Annotated in this window: 15 protein-coding genes and 2 pseudogenes; 10 read left to right on the top strand and 7 right to left on the bottom strand. The window is 73.1% G+C overall.

Features of this window, described 5'->3' with window-relative positions:
* Window positions 1-38: 38 nt before the first annotated feature.
* Window positions 39-395 (bottom strand): annotated as a pseudogene (locus ACFVUH_RS22105) (TetR/AcrR family transcriptional regulator); the annotation flags it as partial.
* Here ACFVUH_RS22105 and ACFVUH_RS22100 point away from each other — a divergent pair.
* Window positions 387-974: pseudogene (locus ACFVUH_RS22100) on the top strand (alpha/beta hydrolase fold domain-containing protein); the annotation flags it as partial. The pseudogenes ACFVUH_RS22105 and ACFVUH_RS22100 sit on opposite strands and share 9 nt — an antisense overlap.
* A 90-nt stretch (window positions 975-1,064) precedes the next feature.
* On the opposite strand, the gene ACFVUH_RS22095 reads toward ACFVUH_RS22100, so the two are convergent.
* Both ACFVUH_RS22095 and ACFVUH_RS22090 read right to left on the bottom strand, forming a co-directional pair.
* Window positions 1,065-1,922 (bottom strand): class II glutamine amidotransferase, encoded by an 858-nt coding sequence (locus tag ACFVUH_RS22095; protein WP_387915020.1) that lies wholly within the window; start codon window positions 1,920-1,922, stop codon window positions 1,065-1,067.
* Between the two features lie 170 nt (window positions 1,923-2,092).
* A complete protein-coding gene (locus tag ACFVUH_RS22090) occupies window positions 2,093-2,686 on the bottom strand; it encodes a phosphoribosylanthranilate isomerase (RefSeq protein ID WP_355369273.1) in 594 nt (197 codons plus the stop codon).
* 671 nt (window positions 2,687-3,357) lie between these two features.
* Here ACFVUH_RS22090 and ACFVUH_RS22085 point away from each other — a divergent pair.
* The 6 genes from ACFVUH_RS22085 to ACFVUH_RS22060 all read left to right on the top strand — a co-directional run bounded on the left by ACFVUH_RS22085 (window position 3,358) and on the right by ACFVUH_RS22060 (window position 16,059).
* Entirely contained in the window at window positions 3,358-11,670 is an 8,313-nt protein-coding gene (locus tag ACFVUH_RS22085; protein ID WP_387915019.1) for a ricin-type beta-trefoil lectin domain protein, read from the top strand.
* A 3-nt stretch (window positions 11,671-11,673) separates the two neighbouring features.
* On the top strand, window positions 11,674-12,147 hold the full coding sequence (locus ACFVUH_RS22080) for a hypothetical protein (RefSeq protein WP_387915018.1): 474 nt from the start codon (window positions 11,674-11,676) through the stop codon (window positions 12,145-12,147).
* A gap of 319 nt (window positions 12,148-12,466) precedes the next feature.
* The gene (locus ACFVUH_RS22075; protein ID WP_387915017.1) at window positions 12,467-12,691 is read left to right on the top strand and encodes a holin; all 225 of its coding nucleotides are present in this window, start codon (window positions 12,467-12,469) and stop codon (window positions 12,689-12,691) included.
* Window positions 12,692-12,778: 87 nt separating this feature from the next.
* Window positions 12,779-13,717, top strand: a complete 939-nt coding sequence (locus ACFVUH_RS22070; protein WP_387915016.1) for an ADP-ribosylglycohydrolase family protein — start codon at window positions 12,779-12,781, stop codon at window positions 13,715-13,717.
* A 533-nt stretch (window positions 13,718-14,250) separates the two neighbouring features.
* Window positions 14,251-15,624 (top strand): cytochrome P450, encoded by a 1,374-nt coding sequence (locus tag ACFVUH_RS22065; protein ID WP_387915015.1) that lies wholly within the window; start codon window positions 14,251-14,253, stop codon window positions 15,622-15,624.
* 66 nt (window positions 15,625-15,690) lie between these two features.
* Window positions 15,691-16,059 carry a hypothetical protein gene (locus ACFVUH_RS22060; protein ID WP_387915014.1) on the top strand — a complete coding sequence of 123 codons (369 nt, stop codon included), beginning with the start codon at window positions 15,691-15,693 and terminating at the stop codon, window positions 16,057-16,059.
* Window positions 16,060-16,120: 61 nt separating this feature from the next.
* On the opposite strand, the gene ACFVUH_RS22055 is transcribed toward ACFVUH_RS22060, so the two are convergent.
* From ACFVUH_RS22055 to ACFVUH_RS22040, 4 genes are all read right to left on the bottom strand, one after another.
* Entirely contained in the window at window positions 16,121-16,474 is a 354-nt protein-coding gene (locus ACFVUH_RS22055; RefSeq protein WP_355369285.1) for a zinc ribbon domain-containing protein YjdM, read from the bottom strand.
* Between the two features lie 41 nt (window positions 16,475-16,515).
* Window positions 16,516-18,165, bottom strand: a complete 1,650-nt coding sequence (locus ACFVUH_RS22050; protein ID WP_387915039.1) for a SulP family inorganic anion transporter — start codon at window positions 18,163-18,165, stop codon at window positions 16,516-16,518.
* Between the two features lie 248 nt (window positions 18,166-18,413).
* Entirely contained in the window at window positions 18,414-19,976 is a 1,563-nt protein-coding gene (locus ACFVUH_RS22045) for a threonine/serine exporter ThrE family protein (protein WP_387915013.1), read from the bottom strand.
* Between the two features lie 223 nt (window positions 19,977-20,199).
* The gene (locus tag ACFVUH_RS22040) at window positions 20,200-21,405 is read right to left on the bottom strand and encodes an amidohydrolase (protein WP_387915012.1); all 1,206 of its coding nucleotides are present in this window, start codon (window positions 21,403-21,405) and stop codon (window positions 20,200-20,202) included.
* A 178-nt stretch (window positions 21,406-21,583) separates the two neighbouring features.
* Here ACFVUH_RS22040 and ACFVUH_RS22035 point away from each other — a divergent pair, with 178 nt between their 5' ends.
* From ACFVUH_RS22035 to ACFVUH_RS22025, 3 genes are all read left to right on the top strand, one after another.
* A complete protein-coding gene (locus ACFVUH_RS22035; protein WP_355369291.1) occupies window positions 21,584-22,075 on the top strand; it encodes an HPP family protein in 492 nt (163 codons plus the stop codon).
* Window positions 22,076-22,236: 161 nt separating this feature from the next.
* A complete protein-coding gene (locus ACFVUH_RS22030) occupies window positions 22,237-22,971 on the top strand; it encodes a hypothetical protein (protein WP_387915011.1) in 735 nt (244 codons plus the stop codon).
* Window positions 22,968-23,762 carry a hypothetical protein gene (locus ACFVUH_RS22025; protein WP_387915010.1) on the top strand — a complete coding sequence of 265 codons (795 nt, stop codon included), beginning with the start codon at window positions 22,968-22,970 and terminating at the stop codon, window positions 23,760-23,762. The genes ACFVUH_RS22030 and ACFVUH_RS22025 overlap by 4 nt, the downstream gene beginning before the upstream one ends.
* Window positions 23,763-23,880 lie beyond the last annotated feature (118 nt).

Genomic DNA, 23,880 nt, shown 5'->3' with positions numbered 1-23,880 from the left:
AGCCCGAGAGCACCACGAGCGCCCCGCGATCCCGCAGGTCAGACGATCCGCGCCTCGATGTGGGCGAGGTGGGCGGCGAGGACGTCCTCGAGGACGGCCCGGCGGTCGGCGCCGAGGGGGCGGAGGTCGCGGGCGTAGTGGGCCGGCGCCGGGAAGCGTTCGGGGTCGGCGCCGAGCACCGCGACGCGGAACTGCTCCACGCCCTGTTCGTACTCCTCCGGGGTGATGGTGCTGATGCCCGCCTCGGAGGAGATCAGCGCGGCGAGGAGGGTCACGAGGCGGTGGTACCGCACCGGGACCTCCTCGTCGGGCAGGCCGGAGGCGCGTAGGGCCTGCAGCACCTCCTCCATCACCATCCGTGATCCAGTGCCGCCGGACCCGTAGCGTCCCCCGACAGTCCGATCGCGGACGCCGCCGACGACGGCCGGGAGGTACTGGACCACCTGCTGCGGCACGCCGCACAGTGGGGCATCGACCCGGTGCGCACGGCCGTCCTCGGTGAGAGCTGCGGCGGGCTCATCAGCGCCCTGACGGCCGTCCGGGCCCGGGAAGCCGGCGTGGAGCTCAAGGCGCAGGTCCTGGTCAACCCCGTGACCGACGTGACCGCGGTGATGTTGGAGCACGCCTCCGTCGCCGAGTACGCGTACAGCCCGAGCCGGGCCCTGCCGCTCCTGGAGTTCTTCCAGCGGCTCGCCGTCCCGCCGGGAACCGATGCCCGCGCGTTCTCGCCGCTGCACGCGGACGACCTCGGCGGACTGGCCCCGGCGCTGGTGGTGGTGCCCACCCGGGACGCGGTCGCCGACCACGGCCGCCGCTACGCCGAGCGGCTGGGCGCGGCCGGCACGCCCGTGCGGCTCTCCGAGTACCCGGGCGCGCAGCACGCGTTCCTCACCCTGCCCGGCATCGAGCCGCAGGCCGTCGCGGCCCGGGCCGAGATCCTCCGGTTCCTCCGCGAGGCGCTGCTGGCGGGGTGACCGACGGCGCGGCCGTTCCAGGGCAGCCCGAGGAGTCCCGGGCGGGGCGAGGCGCGGCGGGGCGAGGGCGGCACCGCCCGCGCCCGCGTCTCACCGCGCGCCGATCTGCGGTCTGAACGCGCGGATCGAATCGTGCCCTTCCCGCACGACGGCGTAGCTCGACTCGGGGACGGGGTTCCAGGCCCCGGGCAGGTCGCCCAGTGGCTCGGAGACGATGATGCGGGTCCCCTCGGAGGCCCGTTGCAGGACGGGGTTGTCCGGGTGCAGGGCGCGCAGCGCCTGGACGCTGGTGCTGAAGAACAGCGACCGCGAGGCGCGCCCGCTCGAATAGCGGAACGCCCACAGCTGCGTGCCCTCGGAAACGGCCACCGTCATCTGCAGGGGCTCGGTGACGCCGTGCCGGGCCGCGGTCGCCTCGACGAAGCCGGCCATGCGCTCGACGGCGCCGGGCACGTCGTCCCGCAGCCCGAAGGTGAGCGCCAGGTGGAACATCAGCTCAGAATCGGTCGAGCCCTCGATGGAGGGGTAGAGGGAAGGATCCACGGCGAGCACCAGGTCGCGCTTGAGCCTGGGGAAGTCGTGGATCGCCCCGTTGTGCATCCAGAGCCACTGCCCGTACCGGAAGGGGTGGCAGTTGGTCTGCTGCACGGCGGTGCCGGTGGAGGCACGGATGTGGGCGACGAACATCGGTGAGCGCACGCAGTGTGCCAGCTCGCGCAGGTTCCGGTCGCTCCAGGCGGGCCCGGTCCCCCGGACGACCGCCGGTTCCGCGACGCGGTCGGGCTCGCCGTGATCGGCGGGGTACCACCCGATGCCGAACCCGTCGCCGTTGGTCGTCTCCACGCCCATCCTGGCGTGCAGGCTCTGATCGATCAGCGAGTGTTCGGGCTTGTAGAGCAGTTCCTCCAGGATGATCGGGGAACCGGAATAGGCCAGCCAGCGACACATGCGGCTCACCTTCCTCACGGGATCGCGGTGCGCAGCCCTTCGGCCGGGTCCTTCCACGGTAGGCCGAGGAGCCGGGCCGGGCACGGGGAGCAGCTCGGCAACCCGGCCGGCACCACCGCCCTACCCGTCCCTACCCGTCCCTCCCCGTCCCTCCCCGGCCGGTCCCGCCGTCAGCCGGACTTGGCGGCGCGCAGGAAGTCGGCGATCAGCGCCGGGTCCTTGACCCCGCGCCGCGCCTCGACGCCACTGGAGACGTCCACGCCCCACGGCCTGGCGACCGCGATCGCGTCGGCGACGTTCGCCGGGCTCAGCCCGCCGGCCAGCAGCCACCGGCCGGCGGGCGGCTTCGCGCCCAGCGCGGACCAGTCCCACGGTTCCCCGGCGCCCGCCACCGGCGCGTCGAGCAGCAGCAGGTCCTCGCCGAAGTCCCCGGAATCGGCGCCGGCCGCCGCCGCGGCCGAGGTGGCCCGGATCAGCGGCAGGCCCAGGTCGGACAGCTCGGCGAAGGCGGCGGCCGGGTGGTTTCCGTGCAGCTGCACCGCTCGCACGCCGGTGGCGCGGACGGCGGCCCGCACGTACTCGGCCGGCTCCTCCCGGAACACGCCCACCGTCAGGACGCCCTCGGGCACCGCGTCCGCCAGTTCCCGCGCCAGCTCCGGCGACACCCGGCGCGGGCTCTCGGTGAGCACGAACCCGATCGCGTCGGCGCCGGCTTCCACCGCGGCGGCGACGTCCGCCGCGGTGCTGAGACCACAGATCTTCACGAACACGTTCCCGGACGCTCCCTACTGGACGGCGGCTGCCAGCGTACCGCCGGAAGGGCCGCCCGCCGGGGTCGGCGCAGGAACCGGTCCGCGTAGGGGCCGGGTTCGCCGGTGAAGGGGTCACGGCCGGCTTTCCAGCACCGCTCCTGCTCGCGCCGGTGGACGAAGACCGGCGAGGGGGCGCCCCGGAGGGAGGAGAGTCGCTCAGCTCCCCCACCTTCCGGTCCGGTGGATTCAACCCAGCGGCGGGGTCCGACAACACACGCTCGACCGTCCTCGTCCGGCGTCCCCCCTCCCTCGCCGATACCTTTCCGACCGCCCCCGCCCCCCTTCATCACTCTGACATTGCATCAAAATTGCCCCGAATGAAGCCCCTATGTCGGATTTTTCTGCAATCGAAGAGACTGCGGAGATCGCCTGAATACCTGGCGATCCGTCACCCGGTTCGTGTTCAGATCGATACAAACCTCATGAGTTTCTCATCTCCTCCTTATGAGATCTTTATTCTCCTGACCCCTCATCAGGTCGGATTCAAAGACGACGATCCCTTGGGAGTAGCGTTGCTACGGAAGTCCCAGGCCTCATCTGCATTCGCAGGTGGGGCCTTCACTACGCGCAGAGCCCGGCGAATAGCCGTGCTCGCCGCTCTCGGTCTCTTGGTGGAGACCGGGGTGGCGCTCAACGGGCTGACCGCGCCCCCGGCAGCCGCTGAGCCCGCGCCGCCCGCCCGGTCCACCGCCTCCTCGGTGACGGAGGCGCCCGACCAGGCGTCGGCGCTGCTGGCGGCGCGGATGAACAACCGGCGGATCGAGGTGACCGGGGCCCGGACCGAGACCCTCACCCTGTGGGCCAACCCGGACGGCACCCTCAGCCAGGAGCTGTCGACCGGCCCGATCCGGATGAAGGTCGGCGAGGCGTGGGTGCCCGTCGACACCACACTGGTGGAGACCCCCGACGGGAAGGTCGCGCCCAAGGCGCACCCGGAGGGCCTGGTGTTCTCCGGCGGCGACGCCTCGGTGAAGGTCGGCGACCCGCTGCCGCCGGCCGACGCGTCGCCGGCCGCGGGCGTGGCCGCGAGCGCGCGGGCCCCCCGCAGCGCCGCCGCCCCGCTCGCCGCCGCCCCGCTCGCCGCCCCGGCGGCCGACCCGCAGGCCCCGGCTCCGGCGCAGGCCCCGACTCCGGCCGAGCGGGACCTGGTGAAGGTCGGCTCCGGTGACCGGCAGGTCGAGCTGGGCTGGCTGGGCAAGCTGCCCAAGCCGACGCTCTCCGGCTCCACCGCCACCTACACGGACGCCCGCCCGGGCGTGGACCTGGTGCTGGAGGCCACCCGCACCGGCTTCGAGCAGTACCTGATCGTCAAGAACCGCGACGCGGTGTCCCAGGCCGGCACGCTGACGCTGCCGCTGGACACCACCGGCTACCGGGTGGAGCGCCAGGAGGACGGCTCGATCCACCTGACCGACACGGCGGGCGGCAAGCCCACCGTGCGGATCCCCGCCCCGGTGATGTGGGACGCCGCCGTGGACGAGAAGTCCGGCGAGCACCTGCACCGCGGCGCGGTGTCGATGGAGCTGCGCGGCGAGGGCGCGGACGCCGAACTCGTCTTCAGCGCGGACCCCGCGTTCCTGACCGACCCGGGCACGTCGTTCCCGGTGACCATCGACCCGGTGGTCGACGTCGGCACGAACTTCGACACCTTCGTCCAGACCGACTACAACACCGACCAGTCCTCGGCCACCGAGCTGAAGGTCGGCACGTACAACGGCGGCGCCGTCAAGGCCCGTTCGTTCCTGCACTTCCCGGGCGGCGGGTTCAACGGGAAGCAGATCATCAACGCCAAGCTGTACCTGGCCAACTTCCACTCCTTCTCCTGCAGCCCCCGGAAGTGGGAGGTCTGGGCGGCCCAGTACGCGAGCACCGGCAGCAGGTGGAGCAACCAGCCCGGCCTGATCTCCAAGTACGGGGAATCCAGCGAGACCTGGGACATCGCGGGCGACGGCGACTCGTACGACTGCTACAACTCCAGCGGCGGCTGGTGGGCGGGCGCGGACGTCACCGGCCTGGTCCAGGCCTGGGCCGGCATGGGCGCGAGCACCTACGCGCTCGGCCTGAAGGCCGCCGACGAGAACGACTCCTACGGCTGGAAGAAGTTCGAGTCGTCCGAGGGAGCCCACTCCCCGTTCCTGTCGATCACCTACAACACGGTGCCGCCGACCCCGTCGACGGTCGACGTGCTGCCCTCCCAGCAGGGCAACCCGCGCTACACCTCCTCCGCCACCCCGGTCTTCCAGGTGCTGGCCAACGACCCGGACGGCGGTGACGTCGGCGCCGACTTCGACCTGTACCGCGAAGGCGTCTTCGTCAAGCGCGCCTACAAGCAGGGCCCCAACGGCAGCTACCTGCAGGCCCGGCCGAGCGACTTCGGCCTGACCCGGCTCGACGAGGGCGTGTCCTACTCGATCGGCTCGCGGCTCTGGGACGGCCGGGTCAACTCCGGTTGGACGCCCAGCGTCACGGTGATCGCCGACACGGTGAAGCCCGGCGCACCGTTCGTCAGCTCCGCCTCCTACCCGTCGGACGGCCTGTGGCACGGCGCCGCCGGACAGGCCGGCACCTTCACCTTCACCCCGGCCGGCGGGGTCACCGACCAGATCGCCTTCGTCCACAGCCTCGACGGCGCCGCCGCGGTGACCGTCGACGCCACCGGCGCGGCGAACGCCACCATCACCCCGGCCACCGACGGCCACCACACCCTGAAGGTCCAGTCGAAGGACCGGGCGGGCAACCTGTCCGACCCGACCGTCTACTCCTTCTCGGTCGGCCAGGCCGGGCTGGTCTCCCCCATCGACGGCAGCCAGGCCGCCAAGCGCGTCAAGCTGCAGGTCGACGCCCAGACCCAGTACAAGCGGGTGGTCTACCAGTACCGGCGCGGCCCCGGCGCGACCGAGTACAACGTGCCGCTCGCCAATCTGGCCAAGGCCGACAACACCCCCGTCACCGACCCCAAGCCGCTGCTGGCCGATCTCGGCCCGCACGCCAACTGGACGGTCGTCGACACGCTCGGCAACGTCGGCGGCGTCGTCCAGATCCGCGCCCTGCTCTTCCCGCAGGACGGCTCCGGCAACGGCTACGCGACCGCCTGGAACACCATCACCGTCGACCGCAACGCCGACGGCGCGGCCGGCACCGGGATCGGCCCCGGCTCGGTCAACCTGCTGACCGGCGACTACTCGGTCGACGTCACCGACGCCGACGAGTTCGGCGTCTCGGTGAAGCGCTCCTCCTCCTCGCGCGACCTCGGGCGCGGCTGGCAGCCGCAGGGCGAGCGCCTGACGGCCAACCAGCGACAGGTCGGCTTCGACACCAACGGCTTCTCCGCCGGACAGGCCACCATCGAGCGCTCCACCGCCCGCGGCCACGACAACAGCACCGACTCGCTGCGCATCGTCGCCACCGGCCAGGACTCGTACGCCGCCATCGGTGACAACTCGATGGCCATGGGCATGAAGCCCGGCAAGACCTACCGGCTCACCGGCTGGATCTTCGTCCCGGCCGGCACCGGTCTGAACCCCGACTACGCGGACCGCGGCCTGCGTCTGGCCGGCTTCACCAGGACCTCGGCCGGCTACGCCCAGGTGACCTCCGCGAAGGCCGGGTTCACCGACGGCTGGCAGCAGCTGACGGTCGACATGGCCGTCCCGCAGGGTGCCACCGAGGCGTTCTTCCGCCTCTACAACGGGTTCTCCGGGGGCGGCAAGGAGGTCTTCTTCGACGATCTGTCGCTGAAGGAGATCGTCGCGCCGTTCGGTCCGCAGTGGTCCGGCGGCCCGGACGCGGGAACCGGTTCCGACTACCGCTCGCTGACCTTCCCCGAGTCCGACCTCGCGGAGATCAAGGGCAACGACGACACCTCGCTCACCTTCGCCAAGGGCTCCGACGGAACCTTCTTCCCGGAGCCGGGCGCGGAGTCGCTGACCCTGACCGCCCAGCCCGCCGTGGCCGGCCTGATCACCACGCCGACCACCGGACGCTGCCTGGACGTCAACGGCTCCAACACCGCCAACGGCACCGCCGTCCAGACCTGGGACTGCAACACCTCCGCCGCGCAGCAGTGGATCCTGGGTGACAAGGGCTCGGTCTCCGCGCTCGGCAAGTGCCTGGACGTCCCGAACTCCTCCACCGCGGACTACACCAAGATCCAGCTGTGGGAGTGCAACGGCACCGGCGCCCAGCAGTGGGAGGTCCGCCCGGACGGCAGTCTGATGAACGCCAACTCCGGCAAGTGCCTCGACGCCCCGGACTCCGGCGGTCAGGGCACCCAGGTCACCCTGCACTGGTGCCACGGCGGTCCCAACCAGAAGTGGACCCCGGCCAACTCCGGTACCACCTACAAGCTCGCCGACCTCGACGGCAGCGTCACGGTCTTCGCCCGCGGCCTCGGCACGAGCGAGTTCCAGGTCCAGAGCGAGACCGGTCCCGAAGCGGCCTCCACCACCCGCTACGTCTACGACGTCACCGACGGCCGGGTGCTGCCCAAGCGCGCTGTCCCGACGGTGGAGCCCGGCGTGGACGACGCGGGCGGCTGCCTGACCGGCACGCTGCCGCGCGGCTGCGAGGCGATGGACTACGACTACGCGGTCACCACGACGGCGGTGGCCGGGACTCCCGGTGACTTCACCGACCGGATCCGCTCGGTGAAGGCGTGGTCGTGGAACCCGGTCACGTCCAAGCAGGAGGCCGTCGAGGTCGCGCACTACGCGTACGACGAGCGCGGCCGACTGGTGCAGGTCTGGGACCCGCGTCTGGCCCAGCCGCTGAAGACCACGTACAGCTACGACGCCGACGGCCGGGTCACCCGGATCGGTGCCGCGGGTGAGCTGCCGTGGAACTTCGACTACGGCAAGGCCGCGGCCGACCAGGACCCGGGGCGCCTGCTGAAGGTCCGCCGGGCCTCGCTCGCCCAGGGCAGCAAGGACCAGATCAGCGGCGAGATCGCGACCAACGTCGTCTACGAGGTGCCGCTGACGGTCGGCGCGGGCGGTCCGTACGACCTCGCGGGCGCGGACGTCGCCAAGTGGGCGCAGCTGGACGCTCCCACCGACGCGACCGCGGTGTTCGGGCCGGAGGACGACCCGGGCACCAACACCGCCACGGCGGTCAAGCCGGGCAAGGACGGCTACAAGCCGGCCGCGGTGCACTACCTCAACGCCTCCGGCAACGAGGTCAACACGGCGAGCCCGTCGGTCACTCCCGGGGGTGACATCGACACCACCGAGTACGACCGCTACGGCCACGCCGTCCGTTCCCTGGAGGCCACCAACCGGGCGATCGCGCTGGGGACCCACCCGGAGACCGCGCGGTTCGTCGAGGAACTCGGCCTGCCCGCCGCGTCCGCGGACCGGGCCCGGCTGCTCGACTCCCGCACCACCTACACCGCCGACGGCCTCGACGTCCTGGAGACCCTCGGTCCGCTCTACCGCGCCAGCCTCGCCGAGGACATCGCCGCCGGCACCAACCCGGCGACCGTCACGGTCGAGGGCGAGAGCATGCCCCGCCTCGGTACGACCGCCCAGGTCATCACCCAGAACGGCGACGGCAGCTGGGTCGGCGGAGGCGGCTGGTCCGGCAACGCCCAGGTCATGCTCCTCGGCAAGAAGGCCGGCGACAGCGCCTCGTTCCGGGTGACCGTCCCGGAGGAGGGCAAGTACCTGCTCTCCGCCAAGATGACCAAGGCCATCGACTACGGCATCGTCAAGTTCGTTCTCGACGGCACCGACGTCACCGGCAGCTTCGACGGCTACAACAACGGCGTCACCACCACCCCGTGGTCCGCCGGTGCCCCGGTGCAGCTGGCCCGCGGCGACCACCAGCTCGACCTGGTCGTCACCGGCACCAACCCGGCGGCCGGCTCGCCGTACTTCCAGGCGGGCATCGACACCCTCACGCTCACCAAGACGACGGTCAACCCCTCGCTCGCCGCCGGCACGTCGGTGGTGGCGCGGGACCACAACACCAGCACCTACGACGAGGGGAAGCCGGACGGCAAGGCCTACCACCTGGTCACCACGGCCACGGACGGTGCCCGGATCGAGGGCTACGCCGACGACGTCGAGCTGCGGGTCACCAGGACCGGGTACGACACGCCGATCGGCGGGACGTCGGGCTGGGTCCTGAAGACCGCGACATCGGTAACCACCGACGCGTTGGGCGCGAAGCTGACGTCCACCGTCAAGTTCGACGCCTCGGGGCGTGCGGTGGAGTCGCGCAGGCCGGGCTCGAACGGCGCGGACGCCGGGACGGTGAAGTCGGTGTTCTACAGCGCCGGCGCCAACCCGGACGACGCCCTGTGCGCCAACCGTCCCGAGTGGGCGGGTCTGCCCTGTGTCACCGGGCCGGGCGGTGCGATCACCGGTGCGGACGCGACGCGGATGCCGACCACGCTGCCGGTGAAGCGGGTCACCCGCTACTCGCCGTTCGGCGAGCCGGAGGAGACCACCGAGACCAACGCGGGCAAGAGCCGCAAGACGGTCACCACCTACGACGGCGCGGACCGGATCACCTCGACCGAGATCACCTCGGACGAGGGCAAGCCGCTGCCGAAGGTCACCACCGAGTACGACCCGGCCACCGGCGACATCGTGAAGACGACGGCCGGCGGCAAGTCACTCGTGCGTGTGCTCGATTCACTGGGTCGGCTGATCTCCTACACGGACGCCGACGGCGGCACCACCACCTCGGAGTTCGACAAGTTCGGCAAGCCGGTGAAGGTTACCGACCCGACCGGGTTCAGCACCTACACCTACGACCGCGCGAAGGAGCCGCGCGGGCTGGTCACCTCGATCAACGACAGCGTCGCGGGTGAGTTCACCGCCAAGTACGGTCCGGACGGCCAGCTGGTCGAGCAGACCTACCCCGGCGGGATCGTCCGCAAGGACACCACCAACGCCGTCGGCGAGGCCACCAGCCGCACCTACACCCGCACCTCCGACAACAAGGTGATCTGGGCGCAGAGCGCCGACATCTCCACCCAGGGCCAGGTGGCCAAGGACACCAGCTCCACCGCCACCCGCTCCTACCAGTACGACCGGCTCGGCCGACTGGTGAAGGCCGAGCAGTCCACGGTCGCCACCGGCTGCGTCACCCGCCAGTACGCCTTCGACGCCCACTCCAACCGCCTGTCCAAGTCGACCGCCCCGCGCGGCGAAGCCGGCGAGTGCAGCACGGCCGGGGCGGTCGCCGAGAACCACACCTACGACAGCGCCGACCGCCTGACGGATGCGGGTTTCGTCTACGACGCCTTCGGGCGCACGGTGAAGACCGCGACCGGCGCGACCAACACCTACTGGGCCAACGACCGGGTCGCCGCCCAGGAGAAGGGGGACACCAAGCAGGAGTGGGCCGTCGACGCCGCCCACCGCCTGACCGCGTTCACCACGTCGAAGAAGCAGGCCGACGGTACCTGGGCCGGCGCCACGTCGAAGCTGAACCACTACGGCGACGACAGCGACGAGGTCCGCTGGACGATCGAGGACACCACCCAGGGCACCCTGACCCGCAACGTCTCGGGGCCCGACTCCGACCTGGTCGCCACGACCAGCAGGACGGGTGATGTCCAGCTCCAGCTCACCAACCTGTTCGGCTCCGTCGTCATCACCACCGACACCGCGCTGACCACACCCAAGGTGCTGGACTTCGACGAGTTCGGTATCCCGCAGGACGGCCAGGAAGCGGTTCGCTACGGCTGGCTGGGCGGCAAGCAGCGCTCGGCCGAGGCCCAGGACGGCGACATCCTCATGGGTGCCCGCCTCTACAGCCCGGCGCTGGGCCGCTTCCTGCAGATCGACCCGGTGCCCGGCGGCAACGCCGGCGCCTACGACTACTGCACCGGCGACCCCGTCAACTGCACCGACCTCGACGGCAACTGGGGCATGCCCAAGTGGCTGAAGAAGACGGTCGAGGTGGTCGCCAAGGTCGCCGAGGTCGCCTCCTACATCCCCGGCCCCATCGGCGCGGTTGCCGCAGCGGTGTCCTCTGTGTCCTACGCGGCCACCGGGAACTGGGGTAAGGCCGCCGAAATGGCCGTCACCGCGGTCGCCGGCCTGGTGGGCGCGAACACAGCGGTGAAGGCAGCGGTCACCACAGTCAAGGCCACCCGAGCAGCAGCCCGGGTCCAACGTGTGGCGACGAAGGCCAAAACCGTGTACCGGGCCACCGCCTCCAAGGTGAAGTCCATCACCAAGAAGTGCAGTTGCGGGTGCCCACGGAGGAACTCCTTCGCTCCGGACACCCTGGTGCGGATGGCCGACGGCGCTTACCGTCCGATCTCCGACATTCGGATCGGCGACCTCGTCGCGGCCACCGACCCGGTGACCGGCGAGACCTCCGCGCAGCCGGTACTCGACGTGGTGGTTGGCTTCGGGACGAAGCACATGGTCCAGCTCGACACCGACCTGGATCCCTCGACCGCGCCTCTTGAAGCCACCGCCAACCACCCAATGTGGGTGATCGGACGCGGCTGGGTCGAGGCGGCCGACGTGGCCGTCGGCGACGAACTCCTCTCGCCCGACGGCAGCACGACCGAGGTCACCTACACCCGCGACCTCGGCGACACGGCCGACGAACTCGTCTACAACCTCAACGTCGGAAACGTCCACACGTTCGTCGTCCTCACCGCCGGCGGCGACGAGGTCCTGACGCACAATGACAATCAGCTACCCGATGCCTGCAAGCTCGGACATAAGCTCAACGAGCAGGACGCCGGTCGTATCGCCAAGAAGATGGGGTTCACTGAGGACGGAGGATCCCAGTCGACTTCGAAGGTCAAGATCTACAAGAACAAGAAGGGAAATGTTTTCATCACCCGCGATCTCACCTCCCACAGGGGCGGCGCCTGGAAGCTGGGCCGCTCAGCGAAGGCTGTTCTCAAAAAGGAAACCCGGAGCGGAACCTACTGCAAGCACCTGTGCCACAAGGTAGGCGACTGACGCATGAATCGGTATCGTGTCGTCAAGTATTCAGAAGAAGAGAGAATCGGCACCAAGGACTCCTGGACGGCAATGTCCGACATCGGCCGAAGCTACGACGGGGTACCGCTGACCGAAGAGGAATACCTGCGGACCGAGCAGAAGTACCTGACTTTCATCCAGGACTTCCTGCAGGCCTCCGGGGTCGACAGGCTCAAAGTGGAAGGTCTGGAAATCTTCCCGGAAAGCTCGTGGTGGGGAAGAGTCCAGGAAGCCGAGGACCTGACTCCCGAGCAAGCTGTCGACCTGGCGCGGTCCATTCTTCGCGAGGACTACGTCTGGTGCTGTCTCGAAGGAGAGGGCGGCTTCTACGTTCACTTCGCCGGTGACTACTACATGTTTGTCGGTACCCCGGGCAATGCGGACGGCCCGATCACACGAGCCCGCTCGGCCGGTCTCTACGTGGACACGATGATCTCGCCGTTCCACGAGGACTAGGAAACAACCGTCACGACAGGCAGGGCCCGCCGAATCGGCGGGCCCTGCCTGCTTCTCAGTAGGCCGGGCGGCACAGGCCGAACGGCGGCCGTTGTCGAGGTGACGGCGTGGGCCGGGCAGCAGGACGGTCTTGGGATTTCTTCGGATGCGGACCGGGGCCGTCCTCCGAACGGGTGGGTCCGAACGTGTACAGCAGGGGCGGCGAGTCGCCGCACCCGCAGGTCCTCCGGCCAACGACACCGTCCCTCGACGAACTGCCCGAACCGAGTGCTCCGCGACCACGCACCTGATCGTCTCCATCGTGCAAGGAGTCCTGACCATGCGGACGTTCATCATCGACCTGACCGAGCGCACCCTCGCCACCTACGCCGCGACGTTCCTGGGCCTGCTGCTGGCCGACAACTTCGACCTGACCTCGATCGGTGCGCTCAGGGCGGCGGCGGTGGCCGCGCTGCCGGCCGCGCTGAGTGTGCTCAAGGGGGCGGCGGCGAAGCGCGTCGGCGATCCGAGTTCGGCCGCGCTGCTGGTCCGCGGGCGCGACTGACCGGCGCGGCTCGCGTGCGCCGTGCGGGGCGCGGTGCCGTTCGGCGCCCCGCAGATGGCCCCTGGCGGGTCCTGGGAGGATGGCGCGATGACATCCACTTCCGCCGCTCGTGACTCGCTGGAGGGTCTGGCCCTCGGGGACGGATTCGGGGAGCGCTGGTTCCCCCTCTTCCGTACGCCCCGGGAGGCGTTCGCCCAGATCAGGGCCCGCCGGATTCCCGAGGAGGCGCCCTGGCACTGGACCGACGACACCGCGATGGCGCTGTCGGTGTACGGGGTACTGACCGCGTTCGACGCGGTGCACCAGGAGAAGCTGGCCCTCGCCTTCGGCGCGACCTACCTGGCCGACCCCGGACGCGGCTACGGGCGCGGCATGCAGCGGCTGCTGCCCGCGCTCGCGGAGTCGCCGGGCAGCTGGCGGTCGGGTGCGCGCGAACTGTTCGGCGGCGAGGGGAGCTTCGGCAACGGCGCGGCGATGCGGGTGGCACCGCTCGGGGCCTGGTTCCCCGCGGACCCGGAGGAGGCGGCCGAGCAGGCGGTGCTGTCCGCCGAGGTGACGCACGCGCACCCGGAAGGGGTGGCCGGCGCGGTGGCGGTCGCCGTCGCGGCCTCGCTCGCCGCGGGCAGCCGTGCCCGGCCCGTGCCGCAGGCCCCGGCGCTGCTCGCCGAGGTCGCCGACCGCACGCCGCCGGGGGCCGTGCGTGAGGGCCTGCGCCGCGCCGCCGACCTGGACGCCGGAACCGAGCCGTGGCAGGCCGCCGACGTCCTGGGGAGCGGGCAGCGCGTCCAGGCGGGTGACACCGTCCCCTTCGCGCTGTGGTCCGCCGCCCACCACCTGGACAGTCTGACCGACGCGCTGTGGACCACCGCCGAGGGCCTCGGCGACGTCGACACCACCTGCGCCATCACCGCCGGGGTGGTCGCCGCCCGCACCGGCCTGGGCCGGGTGCCCCGGGAGTGGCTGACCCGTCGTGAGCCGTTGCCCGCCTGGGTCGCCGACGCCGAGGCCGACGCACCGGCGGGGTAGGGGGCGCCGGCCCGCTCGCCGCGGGCCGGTTCAGCGCCTGGACCGGCGCCCCTTCGCGGGGGAGGGCGGCTCGCCGGGGACGTCGGGGACGCGGGCGCCGTCCCGGTCGGCGTCGTCCCGGCCCGGGTCCCGGTCGCCGACCGTCACATGGGCGAGGCCCGGGCATTGGATCGCCCCGGTGTCCGTGAGCGGGATGCGTCCCGGGCCGCCACGTCCCCAGATCATCCCGCCGTCACCGCCTCGTGCGCCGCGCACGGGGCGCACGTCCACCCGGTCGCGGTCCGGGCCTGCCGGGCCCGGGCCGTCTGATCGCTGGTCATACTGGCGATCCTCCCCGCCCCGGGGCGCCGTTCGCCTGAGTACCGGTACTCAACTCCGCCCGGGGACTTCTCCGGAGCGGTACCGGGCCATCGACCCGCCGGGAAGGGGGTTTCGCGATCCGGCAGCCGCCGGTCCCCCGTCCGGCCGAGCGGCGCGGGCGGGTGGACGTACGCCGGTTGTCCGCCGCTCTCCGGTGCGCCTACCCTGCTGCTGTGTCCTCGTCAGCGCGGGGTTCCGCGACCACGACCTATGTGCACGGAAAGCTGCCCGGGGCGGTGCCGGTGCTCGGGCACCTGCCCGTGCTGGCCCGGGACCCGGCGCGGTTCCTGGGGCGGCTGCACGCGTACGGCGACCTGGTGGAGATCCGGCTGGGGACGTACCGGCTGGTGGTGCCCTGCCATCCGGAGCTGCTGCGGCAGGTGTACGCCGACGACCGCACGTTCGACAAGGGCGGGCCGATCTACGGCCGCTTCCGGGAGATCCTCGGCAACGGGCTGCCCACCTGCGCCCACGCCGACCACCGGCGCCAACGCCGGATGCTGCAACCGGAGTTCCGGCCCGAGCGGCTGGCCGCCTACGCCGAGGTGATGAGCCGGGAGGCGGCGCTGCTGGCCGGCTCCTGGCGGCACGGCGAGGTGGTGGACGTCTTCCCCGCCTGCTACCGCTTCACCCTGCGGGTGGTGACCCGCACGCTGCTCGGCACCGAGGTGCCGGACGCGCTCGCCGAGCGGCTGCAGCGCTCCTTCGAGACCGCCTTCGCCGGGGCGCTGCGGCGGCTCTGGATGCTGCCCGCGGGCCCCGGCTACCGGAGGGCGGTCCGTACGCTGCGGCAGACCGTCGCCGACCTGGTGCGCGACCACCGCGCGCACGGCCCGGGCCGCACCGACCTGCTGGCCGGGCTCGTCGCCGCCCGCGACGAGGACGGCTCGACGCTCTCCGATGCCGAGCTGCACGACCAGGTGGTCGCCATGCTGCTGGCCGGCACCGAGACCACCGCCTCGCAACTCTCCTGGACACTGCGGCTGTTGACGGCCCACCCGGAGGCCCTGGCTGCCGTACGGGCGGAGGTCGACGCCGTGCTGCCGGACGGTGGGCCCGCCGGGTGGGGCGACCTGCCGCGGCTGTCCGCCACCACCCGGGTGCTGACGGAGGCCCTGCGGCTCTACCCGCCCGGCTGGGTGCTGCTGCGCACCTGCGCCCGTGAGACCGAGCTGGGCGGGCGCGTCCTGCCGCGCGGCAGCCAGGTGCTGGTCAGCCCGTACGTCGCCCACCACAATCCGCGGATCTTCGCCGACCCGGCCCGGTTCGACCCGGACCGCTGGCTGCCCGAGCGGGCCGCCGCCCTGCCGCGCTGGGGGTTCGCCGGGTTCGCCAACGGCCCGCGGCAGTGCCTCGGCGCCGACTACGCCCGGGCCGAGGCGGCGATCGCGCTGGCAACCCTGCTCGCCCGCTGGCATCCGGCGCCGGCGCCGGGCCGACGCGCGGACGACCGCCCGATGCGGCTGACCACCGTCCTGCGGCCGCAGCGGCTGCACCTGCGGATGCTCGACCGGGAACGCTCCCGGCCGACGGCGGACGGCAACTGACGCACCGCCCGGAACCGGCCACCGTCGGGCGGGCCGTTGTCGGACGTCTCCCCTAGCGTCCTCGGCATGACTCCTGTGAGCGCAACGACACCGGTCACCGGCACCGCCCCTGCCTCCGCCCACCGGGACGGCGGCGGGCACCCCGCCCTGGACGGCGCGCCCGTCGCCCGTCTCACCGGCACCCTGCGCGAGGCGCTGCTCGGGCTGGCCGCCCGGCTCGACCCGGCGGGTGCGGCGGCCGATCCCGACTGGGCGGTCTGCGCGGCGCTGCGGCTGGTGGTGGCCGGGGCCTACGACACCGCCGAACCCGGCGAGGAGCCGGGGCTGCTGTACGTCACCCCGCCGGTGGCCGAGCTGGGCAGCCGGCCGGTGTGGCTGGAGCGGGCGCGGCCGGGTGGACCGGTGACCGCCAGATTTCCGGCCGACCGCTGCTGACGCACCACGGCCGGCGCGGCACCGGTGGCCGACCGCTGCCGGCCGGCCACCGCCGAGGGCCTCAGGCCTTCTTGACCACGCTGGACTTGAGCTGCATGGCGCCGAAGCCTTCGATCCGGCAGTCGATGTCGTGGCCGTCGACGCCGTCGACCAGCCGGATGTTGCGCACCTTGGTGCCGGCCTTGATGCCGGAGACGCTGCCCTTGACCTTGAGCGCCTTGACGACGGTCACGGTGTCGCCGTCGTTCAGGACGTTGCCGACCGAGTCCTTGATCACCCGCTCGCCGGACGCGGCCTCGCCGCCACCGGTGGCGGGCTCCCACTCGTGGCCGCACTCCGGGCAGACCATGAGGGCGTCCATCTCGTAGGTGTACTCGCCGGAGCACTTCGGGCAGGCGGGGAGGTTGTCGCTCATGTGATCAGACTATCCAGTCGTTCGAGTAGGGGTTACCGAGGTCAGCGAAGGCAGGCAGGGGCGGCGGAGGCCGGCGGCCCGGCGGCGGCGCCCCGCGCCCGCAGGTGGGTGCGGGCGTGGGCGATCGCCTCGGGGGTGGTCGCGAAGACGTGGCCGTCGGCGCGCAGCGCGTCGAGGGTGCCGAGGGCGTCGAGGGGGCGATGGTGCTCGTCCCGGACGCCGGAGACCAGGACGAGCGTGCCGCGGCGGCGCAGCCGGCCGATGGCGTCGCCGAGGACGGTGGCACCGCTGGCGTCGATCGCGCTGACCCGGGACATCCGCAGGATGACGACGTCGACCTCGGCGGCCTCGGTGAGTTCCAGCAGGAAGCGGTGCGCGGCGGCGAACACCAGCGGTCCGTCGATCCGGTAGGCGACGATGTGCTCGGCGAGCAGCGCCTGCTCCTCGTCGTGGTGGTCGGCCGGCGGCAGGTCGGCGTGCAGCGGGACCTGCTCGACCCTGGCCGCCCGTGCGACCGCGGCGAGCGCCAGCACGCCGGAGACGAGCAGGCCGGCCACGACCGCGGTGACCAGGTCGAAGGCCAGGGTGGCGGCGGCGGTGAGCAGCAGGACGGCGGCCTCGCCGCGCCCGGTCCGGGCGAGCGCCCGCAGCGAGCCGACCTCGACCATCCGCACGGCGGTGGCCAGCAGGACCCCGGCCAGGGCGGCGAGCGGGATCCCGGCGACCAGCGGGGCGGCGGCGAAGACGATCACCGTCAGGACCGCGGCGTGGACGAGCGCGGAGAGGCGCGACACCGCGCCGGAGCGCACGTTCACGGCGGTGCGGGCGATCGCGCCGGTGGCGGCGACGCCGCCGAACAGTGGCGCGGCCAGGTTGGCCAGGCCCTGGCCGAACAGTTCGCGGTCGCTGTCGTGCCGCTCCGAGACGCTCATGGCGTCCGCGGCGGTCGCGGACATCAGGGACTCCAGCGCGGCCAGTGCCGCGACGGCGGACGCGGAGGGCAGCAGGGCGGGGACGGCCGAGAGGTCGAGGAAGCCGAGCGAGGGCGCCGGGAGTCCGGCGGGCAGATGGCCGATGGTGGCGACCGGCAGGCCGGCGGCCGCCGCGGTGACGGTCGCCGCGACGACGGCGACCAGGGAGAAGGGCACGGCGGGTCGCAGCCGGGCGCCGATCAGCATCACCGCCGCCACCGCGAGGGTCAGGCCGAGCGCCGCCCAGTGCGGCGACGCGGCGAAGGCGCGCACGGCCCGCGCGGCGACGACGGCGGGGTTGTCGCCGTCCGGCTTGCTCACGCCGAGCGCTCCGGGCACCTGCTGGAGGGCGATGACACCGGCGATCCCGAGGGTGAAGCCCTCCACCACCGGCACCGGGACGTAGGCCATCCACCGGCCGGCCGGGGCCAGTGCGAGGGCGACGAGGATCACACCGGCGAGCAGCCCGACGGTCAGGACGCCGCCGGTCCCGTAGCGGGCGATGATCGGCACCAGGACGACGGTCATCGCCCCGGTCGGCCCGGACACCTGGAGGTTGGAGCCGCCGAAGAGCGCGGCGAGCGCGCCGGCGATCACGGCGGTGGCCAGCCCCGCCTCGGCGCCGGCGCCGGAGGAGATGCCGAACCCGAGTGCCAGCGGCAGCGCGACGATCGCGACCGTCACCCCGGCGAGCAGGTCCTTGCGGGGCGAGCGCCCCATGGTGGCGATGGTCTCCCGGTTCGGCAGTACGGCGCGCAGCCGGCCGGGAACGGAGGCGGTGATGTTCACCCTGCCTCCCTCTTGCTCGTCCTCACCGGTGTTCTTCCTCTTCCTCACCGGCCTGCGGCAGGTCGGTGCCGATCCAACGGCACGACAGCATGTATGAACATGAAGAATTTTTCAAGTCGCTGATTCGGCATGCGCCGGATCCGGACAGTAGCGACCGGACTGGCGGCCGACGCCGTGGCTCAGCGGCGGTGGCGGCCCCGGTGGCGCGCGGGCGGGACCGCGCCCGGCGCCGGGGCCGGGAGGAAGAGCCGGGCGGCCTCGCGGCCGAGGTTGACGCCGATGGCGAGTGCCATGGCCATGGCGCAGGCGTGGGCGACGCCCCGCAGGCCGGTCACCGCGTCCCCGCGGACGAAGGCGAGCAGGGCGAAGTAGAGCGCCGAGCCGGGCAGCAGCGGCCCGAGGGCCGCCGTCACGTGCGGGAGCGCGGAGCTGCCGCGGTGGCGGGCCATCACCTGGCCGGCCAGGCCGACCAGCCCGGCGGCCACGGCGGCGGCGGCGACCGGCTGCTGGCCCGCGCCGACCAGCACGCCGTAGGTCGTCCAGCCGGCCGTGCTGTTCAGCAGCACCGCGGGCAGCGCACCCGGTTCGGTGTTCAGCATCACCGCGAAGGCCAGGGTGACCAGCACGGCCGCCACCAGCTGCAGCGGTGGGTTCGAGGCTCCGACCGGAAGATCGCGGGCCGCGAGGTCCGCGCCGTGGTTGATGCCGACGTAGAGCACGGCCGTCACCCCGATCACCACGCCGGTCATCATGTACAGCGCTTCGAGCATGCGGGCGGCGGCCGTCAGGTAGCAGCCCGCGAGTCCCTCCTGCGCCGCGGCGACCAGCCGCCACCCCGGCAGCAGCGCGTAGAGCCCGCCGGTGATCACCGCCGAGCCGCGCAGGTGCAGGCCGTTGAAGGAGAGCAGGATGCCGATCAGCGCGGCCGGCGTCGCGGCCAGCACGAACTGGTAGAACTCCGGGAGGTCGTGACGGGCCACCAGTACGGCGAGCCGGTCGCCCACCAGGGCCGCGACGAAGGCGCTCGCGAACACCAGTCCGGCCCGGGCGTCGGTGCGGCCTCCGACCAGCACGGTGGCCGCCCCGGCGAGCAGCCCGCAGGACAGCGCGACCAGCCACCCCGGGTAGCGGTGGCCGGACCGGAGCCCGGCCGCGAGCCGGCGGTGGGCCTCCTCGACGTCGATCCCGCCCGCCGAGATCCTGGTGACCAGCCGGAAGAGCAGCGCGAGGCGCGCGTAGTCGCCGGACGGCCGGCGTACGGACCGCTCCACCGTCAGCGGCGGCTCGGCCGGGCCCGGCCGGTAGGAGACGGCGACCCGGGTGAACGTGACCTGCGGGTCGCACGGGTGGACGCCGTAGGCGCGCGCCACCGCGAGCATCGCCGCCTCGACGTCCTCCGCCGCCTCGCCGCTGGCCAGCAGCAGTTCCCCCACCAGCAGGGCGAGGTCGAGCACCGCCGCCACCTCGGCCGGATCCGGCCGGTCCTCGCCGGGGAGGTCGGGGAGCAGCGGGCGGGCGGCGGTGGGCATGCGGAGCAGCGGGAGCATCCGGTCCGGCCAGGAGGTCGCCCCCAGACCGGTGACGGCCGGGCCGTCCATCGGGGTGCGGGCCTGGAACGGCACCTTGTCCGGCCGCGCCGGCAGCCGGGACGGGCCGGCCGGACCGGCCGCGCCGGCGGGTCGGGAAGGGTCGACTGGTCCGCCGGGCTCGGCGCGTGGGCCCAGCTGTTCGTGTTCCGGCATTGCCGCTCCCTGGCCGTCACCCCCCATGGAGTCGCCCAGTGTATGCGAACGACTACCCGGTGCGACCGTCCGGTGAACGCGCCGCGCGTGCGCAGGCGCACCGGGGTGGAGTGAGGGCGGACCGTTCGCGCCGGTCAGGTCGGGACGCGCCACGGACACCGCCGTCACCACCCCGGACAGCGGCCTTCCGGCAGGCCTTCCGGAGGGCCGTCCGGCGGGCCTTTCAGACGAGCAGACGGCCGTCCCTGGCGACCACCCGGCCGGCCCGGACGACGAGGTCGCGCGGCGGGAGGTCGACGACGACCTGCGGGAGGCACTCGCCGTCCACCAGCAGGAAGTCGGCGGGTGAACCCGGCCGCAGGGTGACGCGCGGCAGGTCGAGCAGGTCCGCGCCACCGTCGGCGGCGAGCGCGAAGCAGTCGGCCAGCTCCCGGTCGGTGCGCGCGTCCGTGGTCCAGCCGAGCAGGTGGGCGCGGTGCAGCATGTCGGCGTTGCCGTAGGGGCTCCAGGAGTCGCGCACGCCGTCCGAGCCGAGACCCACCCGCACGCCGCGCGCCTGGAGCTCGCGGAACGGCAGCACCTGGTGCGCGGAGGGAGCGACGGTGGTGAGGCCGACGCCGGCCTCGGCCAGCCGGTCGGCGAGCTCGGCGAGCCGGTCGCCGGCCAGCTCCGGGACGCAGAAGGCGTGGCTGATCACCACCCGGCCGGCCAGGCCCGCGGCCCTGGTCCGGGCGATGATGTCGCGCAGCGGGTCGAGGCCGCGCCCGCCCCGGTCGTGCAGGTGGACGTCCAGCCGCAGGCCGTGACGTTCGGCCAGGTCGAAGACGAGGTCGAGCTGGGCGGGGCCCTCGCCGTCGGGCCCGCCGTCGAAGCCGGCCGGGTCGATGCCGCCGACCGCGTCGATCAGCCCGCTCGCCGCCGCCTCGGCCAGCAGTTCCCCCGCGCCGGGCGTCCGGCGCACGCCGTGCTGGGGGAAGGCGACCAGCTGGACGTCCAGCGCCCCGGCCAGCCGTTCGCGCGCCTCGGCCAGCCCGGTCACCCCGGCCAGCCCGTAGGCGGGGGCGACGTCGACGTGCGCCCGCACGGCCCGGGTGCCGGAGGCGACGGCGTGGGCCAGCAGCCGGTGGGCGCGCTCGGCGAGCGGGGTGCGCTGGTGGTGGTGGAGGTCGACGTCGCCCCGGACGTACTCGGGCAGCGAACCGGCCGGGCGCCGGCTGTACCAGGGCTCGCCCCAGGCGGTCTTGTCCGGGTGGATGTGCGCGTCCACCAGGGTGGGCAGCGCGATCCGGCCCCCGCCGTCGACGACGGTCGACTCGACGCCCTCCGGCAGGCGCTCGACCAGCACGCCGTCGACGGCGAACAGGTCGACGGACCGCTCGGCACCGTACGGTCGGACGTTGCGGAAGACGGTGGCGGCGGTTCCGGCCATGGGGAGTCAACCCTCTCTGCGTGCATGGTCGCTGCGGTGGTTCCGGGGTCGCCACGGAAGGCGGTCCGTCCACGGAGTGTCCGACGACCGTCCAACTGGCGAAACATCCCACCTTTTCTTGCAACAGTCTGTTTATCATCCCCGGGTCCCCCCGTTCCCCACCCGGAGCCACCCGCGCATGACCACGCCGCCCACCGCCCAGTCCTCCCGACCGCATCCGCTGCACGCGCTGCGGGCGTCCGCCTTCGCCATCGGGGCGCTGCTCCTGCTGGCCGGGATCGGTGTGCTGGTCCACCAGCCCCTGCTGATCCCGCCGGTCGCCGCCAGCGCGGCCCTGGTGCACGGCGCGCCCGGGCTGCCGATCTCCCAGCCGCGCAACGTGGTGGGCGGTCAGCTGCTCGCCGCGCTGATCGGCTACGGCACCCTCGCGCTCACCGGCAGCACCGCCTGGGGCGCGGCGATAGCCGCCGGACTCGCGCTGGGCGCGATGATGCTCTGCCACCTGTCGCACTCCCCGGCCGTCGCCAGCGCCGTGGTCGTGGTGCTCCAGGCCCCGCACGCCTGGCCGTTCCTGCCGCTGCTCGTGCTCTCCACCGTCCTGCTGGTGGCGATCGGCCTGCTGCCGGGCCGGATCGGCGGACATCCGGTCCGGTACCCGCTCTCCTGGTGACGGCGGAAACGGGGGGTCATCCGATCGGATGACCCGCTTGTCGACCGGCCGGCTCCCGCTGCCCGTCGCCGCCCTCCCGGCCCCTCCCGGCAGCTGAGGCGCCTGGCCGATTCCCGGGTCGTTGGGAGAGGATGCCGTCAACGGGAACAGGGGGGCGGTCGATGGAGTACGAGCGCGAACTGGTGCGGCGGGCAAGGGAAGCGGCCGTCGCGAACGGAGGGTCCGTGCTGGCGACGGCCCAGTGGCTGGGGAGGGAGCTGGGACTGCCCGGCGCCCCCGGGGAGGACGTCGCGGACCGGCTCGGGTCCCTGCGGTCCATCGTCTGGCAGGCGTTCCGGATCACCGGCGGGCAGGCCATCCTGATCATGGCCTGGTCCGGGCTGGGGAGGGACGGCCGGCTCGACGAGGACGGGCTGGAACGGGAGGTCGGGCGGCTGCTGCCGCGGACCGGGGACCTCGACCACGGCGCCGTCGACCGGGACCGGTTTGCGCACCGGATGCCCCGGCGGATGCTGCTCACGGCCACCCAGGACGACCTCCCCGTGCACCTGCCGGGCGAGTCCCGGCTCGTGTCCTACGGGCACTCCCGACTCCTGGTGCTGCGCGGCCGGGCCACGGGCCCGGACGGCGACGGCGCCCTGCTGGACGTCGAGTTCCAGGCCGTCCGGGGGATGCGGGTCCGGCCGCTGTACCGCGACCTGGTCATCGACCGCGCGCCCGGATCCCCCGCACCGGGGGCGGACGCCGAGGCGGTGGCCGCGATGGACGCGCTGCTGGGCCCGGATCCCGGCGGTCACGACCACCGGCTGCTGCTGGCCGACCGCGGCGGGCGGGACTTCGTGGTCTGCCACCGCCTCCGCGTGCACCGACTGGACCCCGCGGGGGCCACGGCATGACCCAGGACGGGAACACCCCGGAACCGCCGGCCCGCAGGCGCCGGCCCACCCTCGAGGAGATCTTCGAGGAGGACGACCGGAACGAACGCGCCACGGTCCGGGCGCTGCGGGAGTTCGCCGCGCGGCACGACGGCTCGGTCCACCGGACGCTGCGCGAGATGGCGGCCCGGCAGAACTGCGCGTGCGGCCCGGTGGAGAAGGCGGACGAGATCCTGATGCAGCTCGGGCTCGCCTTCGACCTGGACCCGGTCGACGCCGCGCACGCCGCCTGCTGGAGCGGCCTCGGGCTCGGCGGCACTGTCTCCGACGCCGAACTGGCGGAGGCGGTCGGAACGCGGTTCGTCGCCCGCCCCGAGCACCTCCGGTTCGGTTCCTCGGACTTCTGGAGGACGGCCGGGCGGCAGGCCCGGACCAGGACGCCGCTCGGCGGCGAGGACGGCGCGAGCGGTCCGCCGGGCGAACCGCTCATCGTGCTGGACCGCAGCACCCGGCTGCGCTCGTACACGGCCGAGGACCGCCGGCTCGTGCTGCAGAGCGGGGACGGCCGGCCCGGGTTCGGCCGGCTGGAGGTCGAGTTCCGGGACGTCCGGGAGATGACGGTCCTGCCGGAGTACGACGACTCGCTCACGGTCACCGAGGAGCCGGGGCCCGGGCCGTACCGGCGCTTCCTGCTGGCGGGCGGCCGAGGAGGCCGAGGAGCCGTCCACTGCGCGTCCGTGCACCTCTACCACTCCGAGCCCGCGGGGGCCGGCCGCGAGGGGGACGAGCCACCGGACCCCTGGGGGACCTGACCGGCGCACCCGCGTGCGGGCCGGGACGCGCACCCGGCCCGCACGGCGACGGTCCCCGGTGATCGTGGGAGCGAGGCGGAGTACTTCGCTGAGGGCGATGGGACGTACGTCATCGAAC

The sequence above is a fragment of the Kitasatospora sp. NPDC058032 genome, from assembly GCF_042885845.1.
Taxonomy (GTDB): domain Bacteria; phylum Actinomycetota; class Actinomycetes; order Streptomycetales; family Streptomycetaceae; genus Kitasatospora.
The sequence above is the reverse complement of the archived record's forward strand: the minus strand, read 5'-3'. Positions and strand labels throughout refer to the sequence as shown.

Bases quoted from the DNA above. Each gene is read 5' to 3' on its own strand.
- ACFVUH_RS22045 (WP_387915013.1), bottom strand. From the start codon at position 19,976: ATGCCGGAACACGAACAGCTGGGCCCACGCGCCGAGCCCGGCGGACCA.
- ACFVUH_RS22075 (WP_387915017.1), top strand. From the start codon at position 12,467: ATGCGGACGTTCATCATCGACCTGACCGAGCGCACCCTCGCCACCTAC.
- ACFVUH_RS22060 (WP_387915014.1), top strand. From the start codon at position 15,691: ATGACTCCTGTGAGCGCAACGACACCGGTCACCGGCACCGCCCCTGCC.
- ACFVUH_RS22040 (WP_387915012.1), bottom strand. From the start codon at position 21,405: ATGGCCGGAACCGCCGCCACCGTCTTCCGCAACGTCCGACCGTACGGT.
- ACFVUH_RS22055 (WP_355369285.1), bottom strand. From the start codon at position 16,474: ATGAGCGACAACCTCCCCGCCTGCCCGAAGTGCTCCGGCGAGTACACC.
- ACFVUH_RS22050 (WP_387915039.1), bottom strand. From the start codon at position 18,165: ATGGGGCGCTCGCCCCGCAAGGACCTGCTCGCCGGGGTGACGGTCGCG.
- ACFVUH_RS22025 (WP_387915010.1), top strand. From the start codon at position 22,968: ATGACCCAGGACGGGAACACCCCGGAACCGCCGGCCCGCAGGCGCCGG.
- ACFVUH_RS22070 (WP_387915016.1), top strand. From the start codon at position 12,779: ATGACATCCACTTCCGCCGCTCGTGACTCGCTGGAGGGTCTGGCCCTC.
- ACFVUH_RS22080 (WP_387915018.1), top strand. From the start codon at position 11,674: ATGAATCGGTATCGTGTCGTCAAGTATTCAGAAGAAGAGAGAATCGGC.
- ACFVUH_RS22095 (WP_387915020.1), bottom strand. From the start codon at position 1,922: ATGTGTCGCTGGCTGGCCTATTCCGGTTCCCCGATCATCCTGGAGGAA.
- ACFVUH_RS22035 (WP_355369291.1), top strand. From the start codon at position 21,584: ATGACCACGCCGCCCACCGCCCAGTCCTCCCGACCGCATCCGCTGCAC.
- ACFVUH_RS22030 (WP_387915011.1), top strand. From the start codon at position 22,237: ATGGAGTACGAGCGCGAACTGGTGCGGCGGGCAAGGGAAGCGGCCGTC.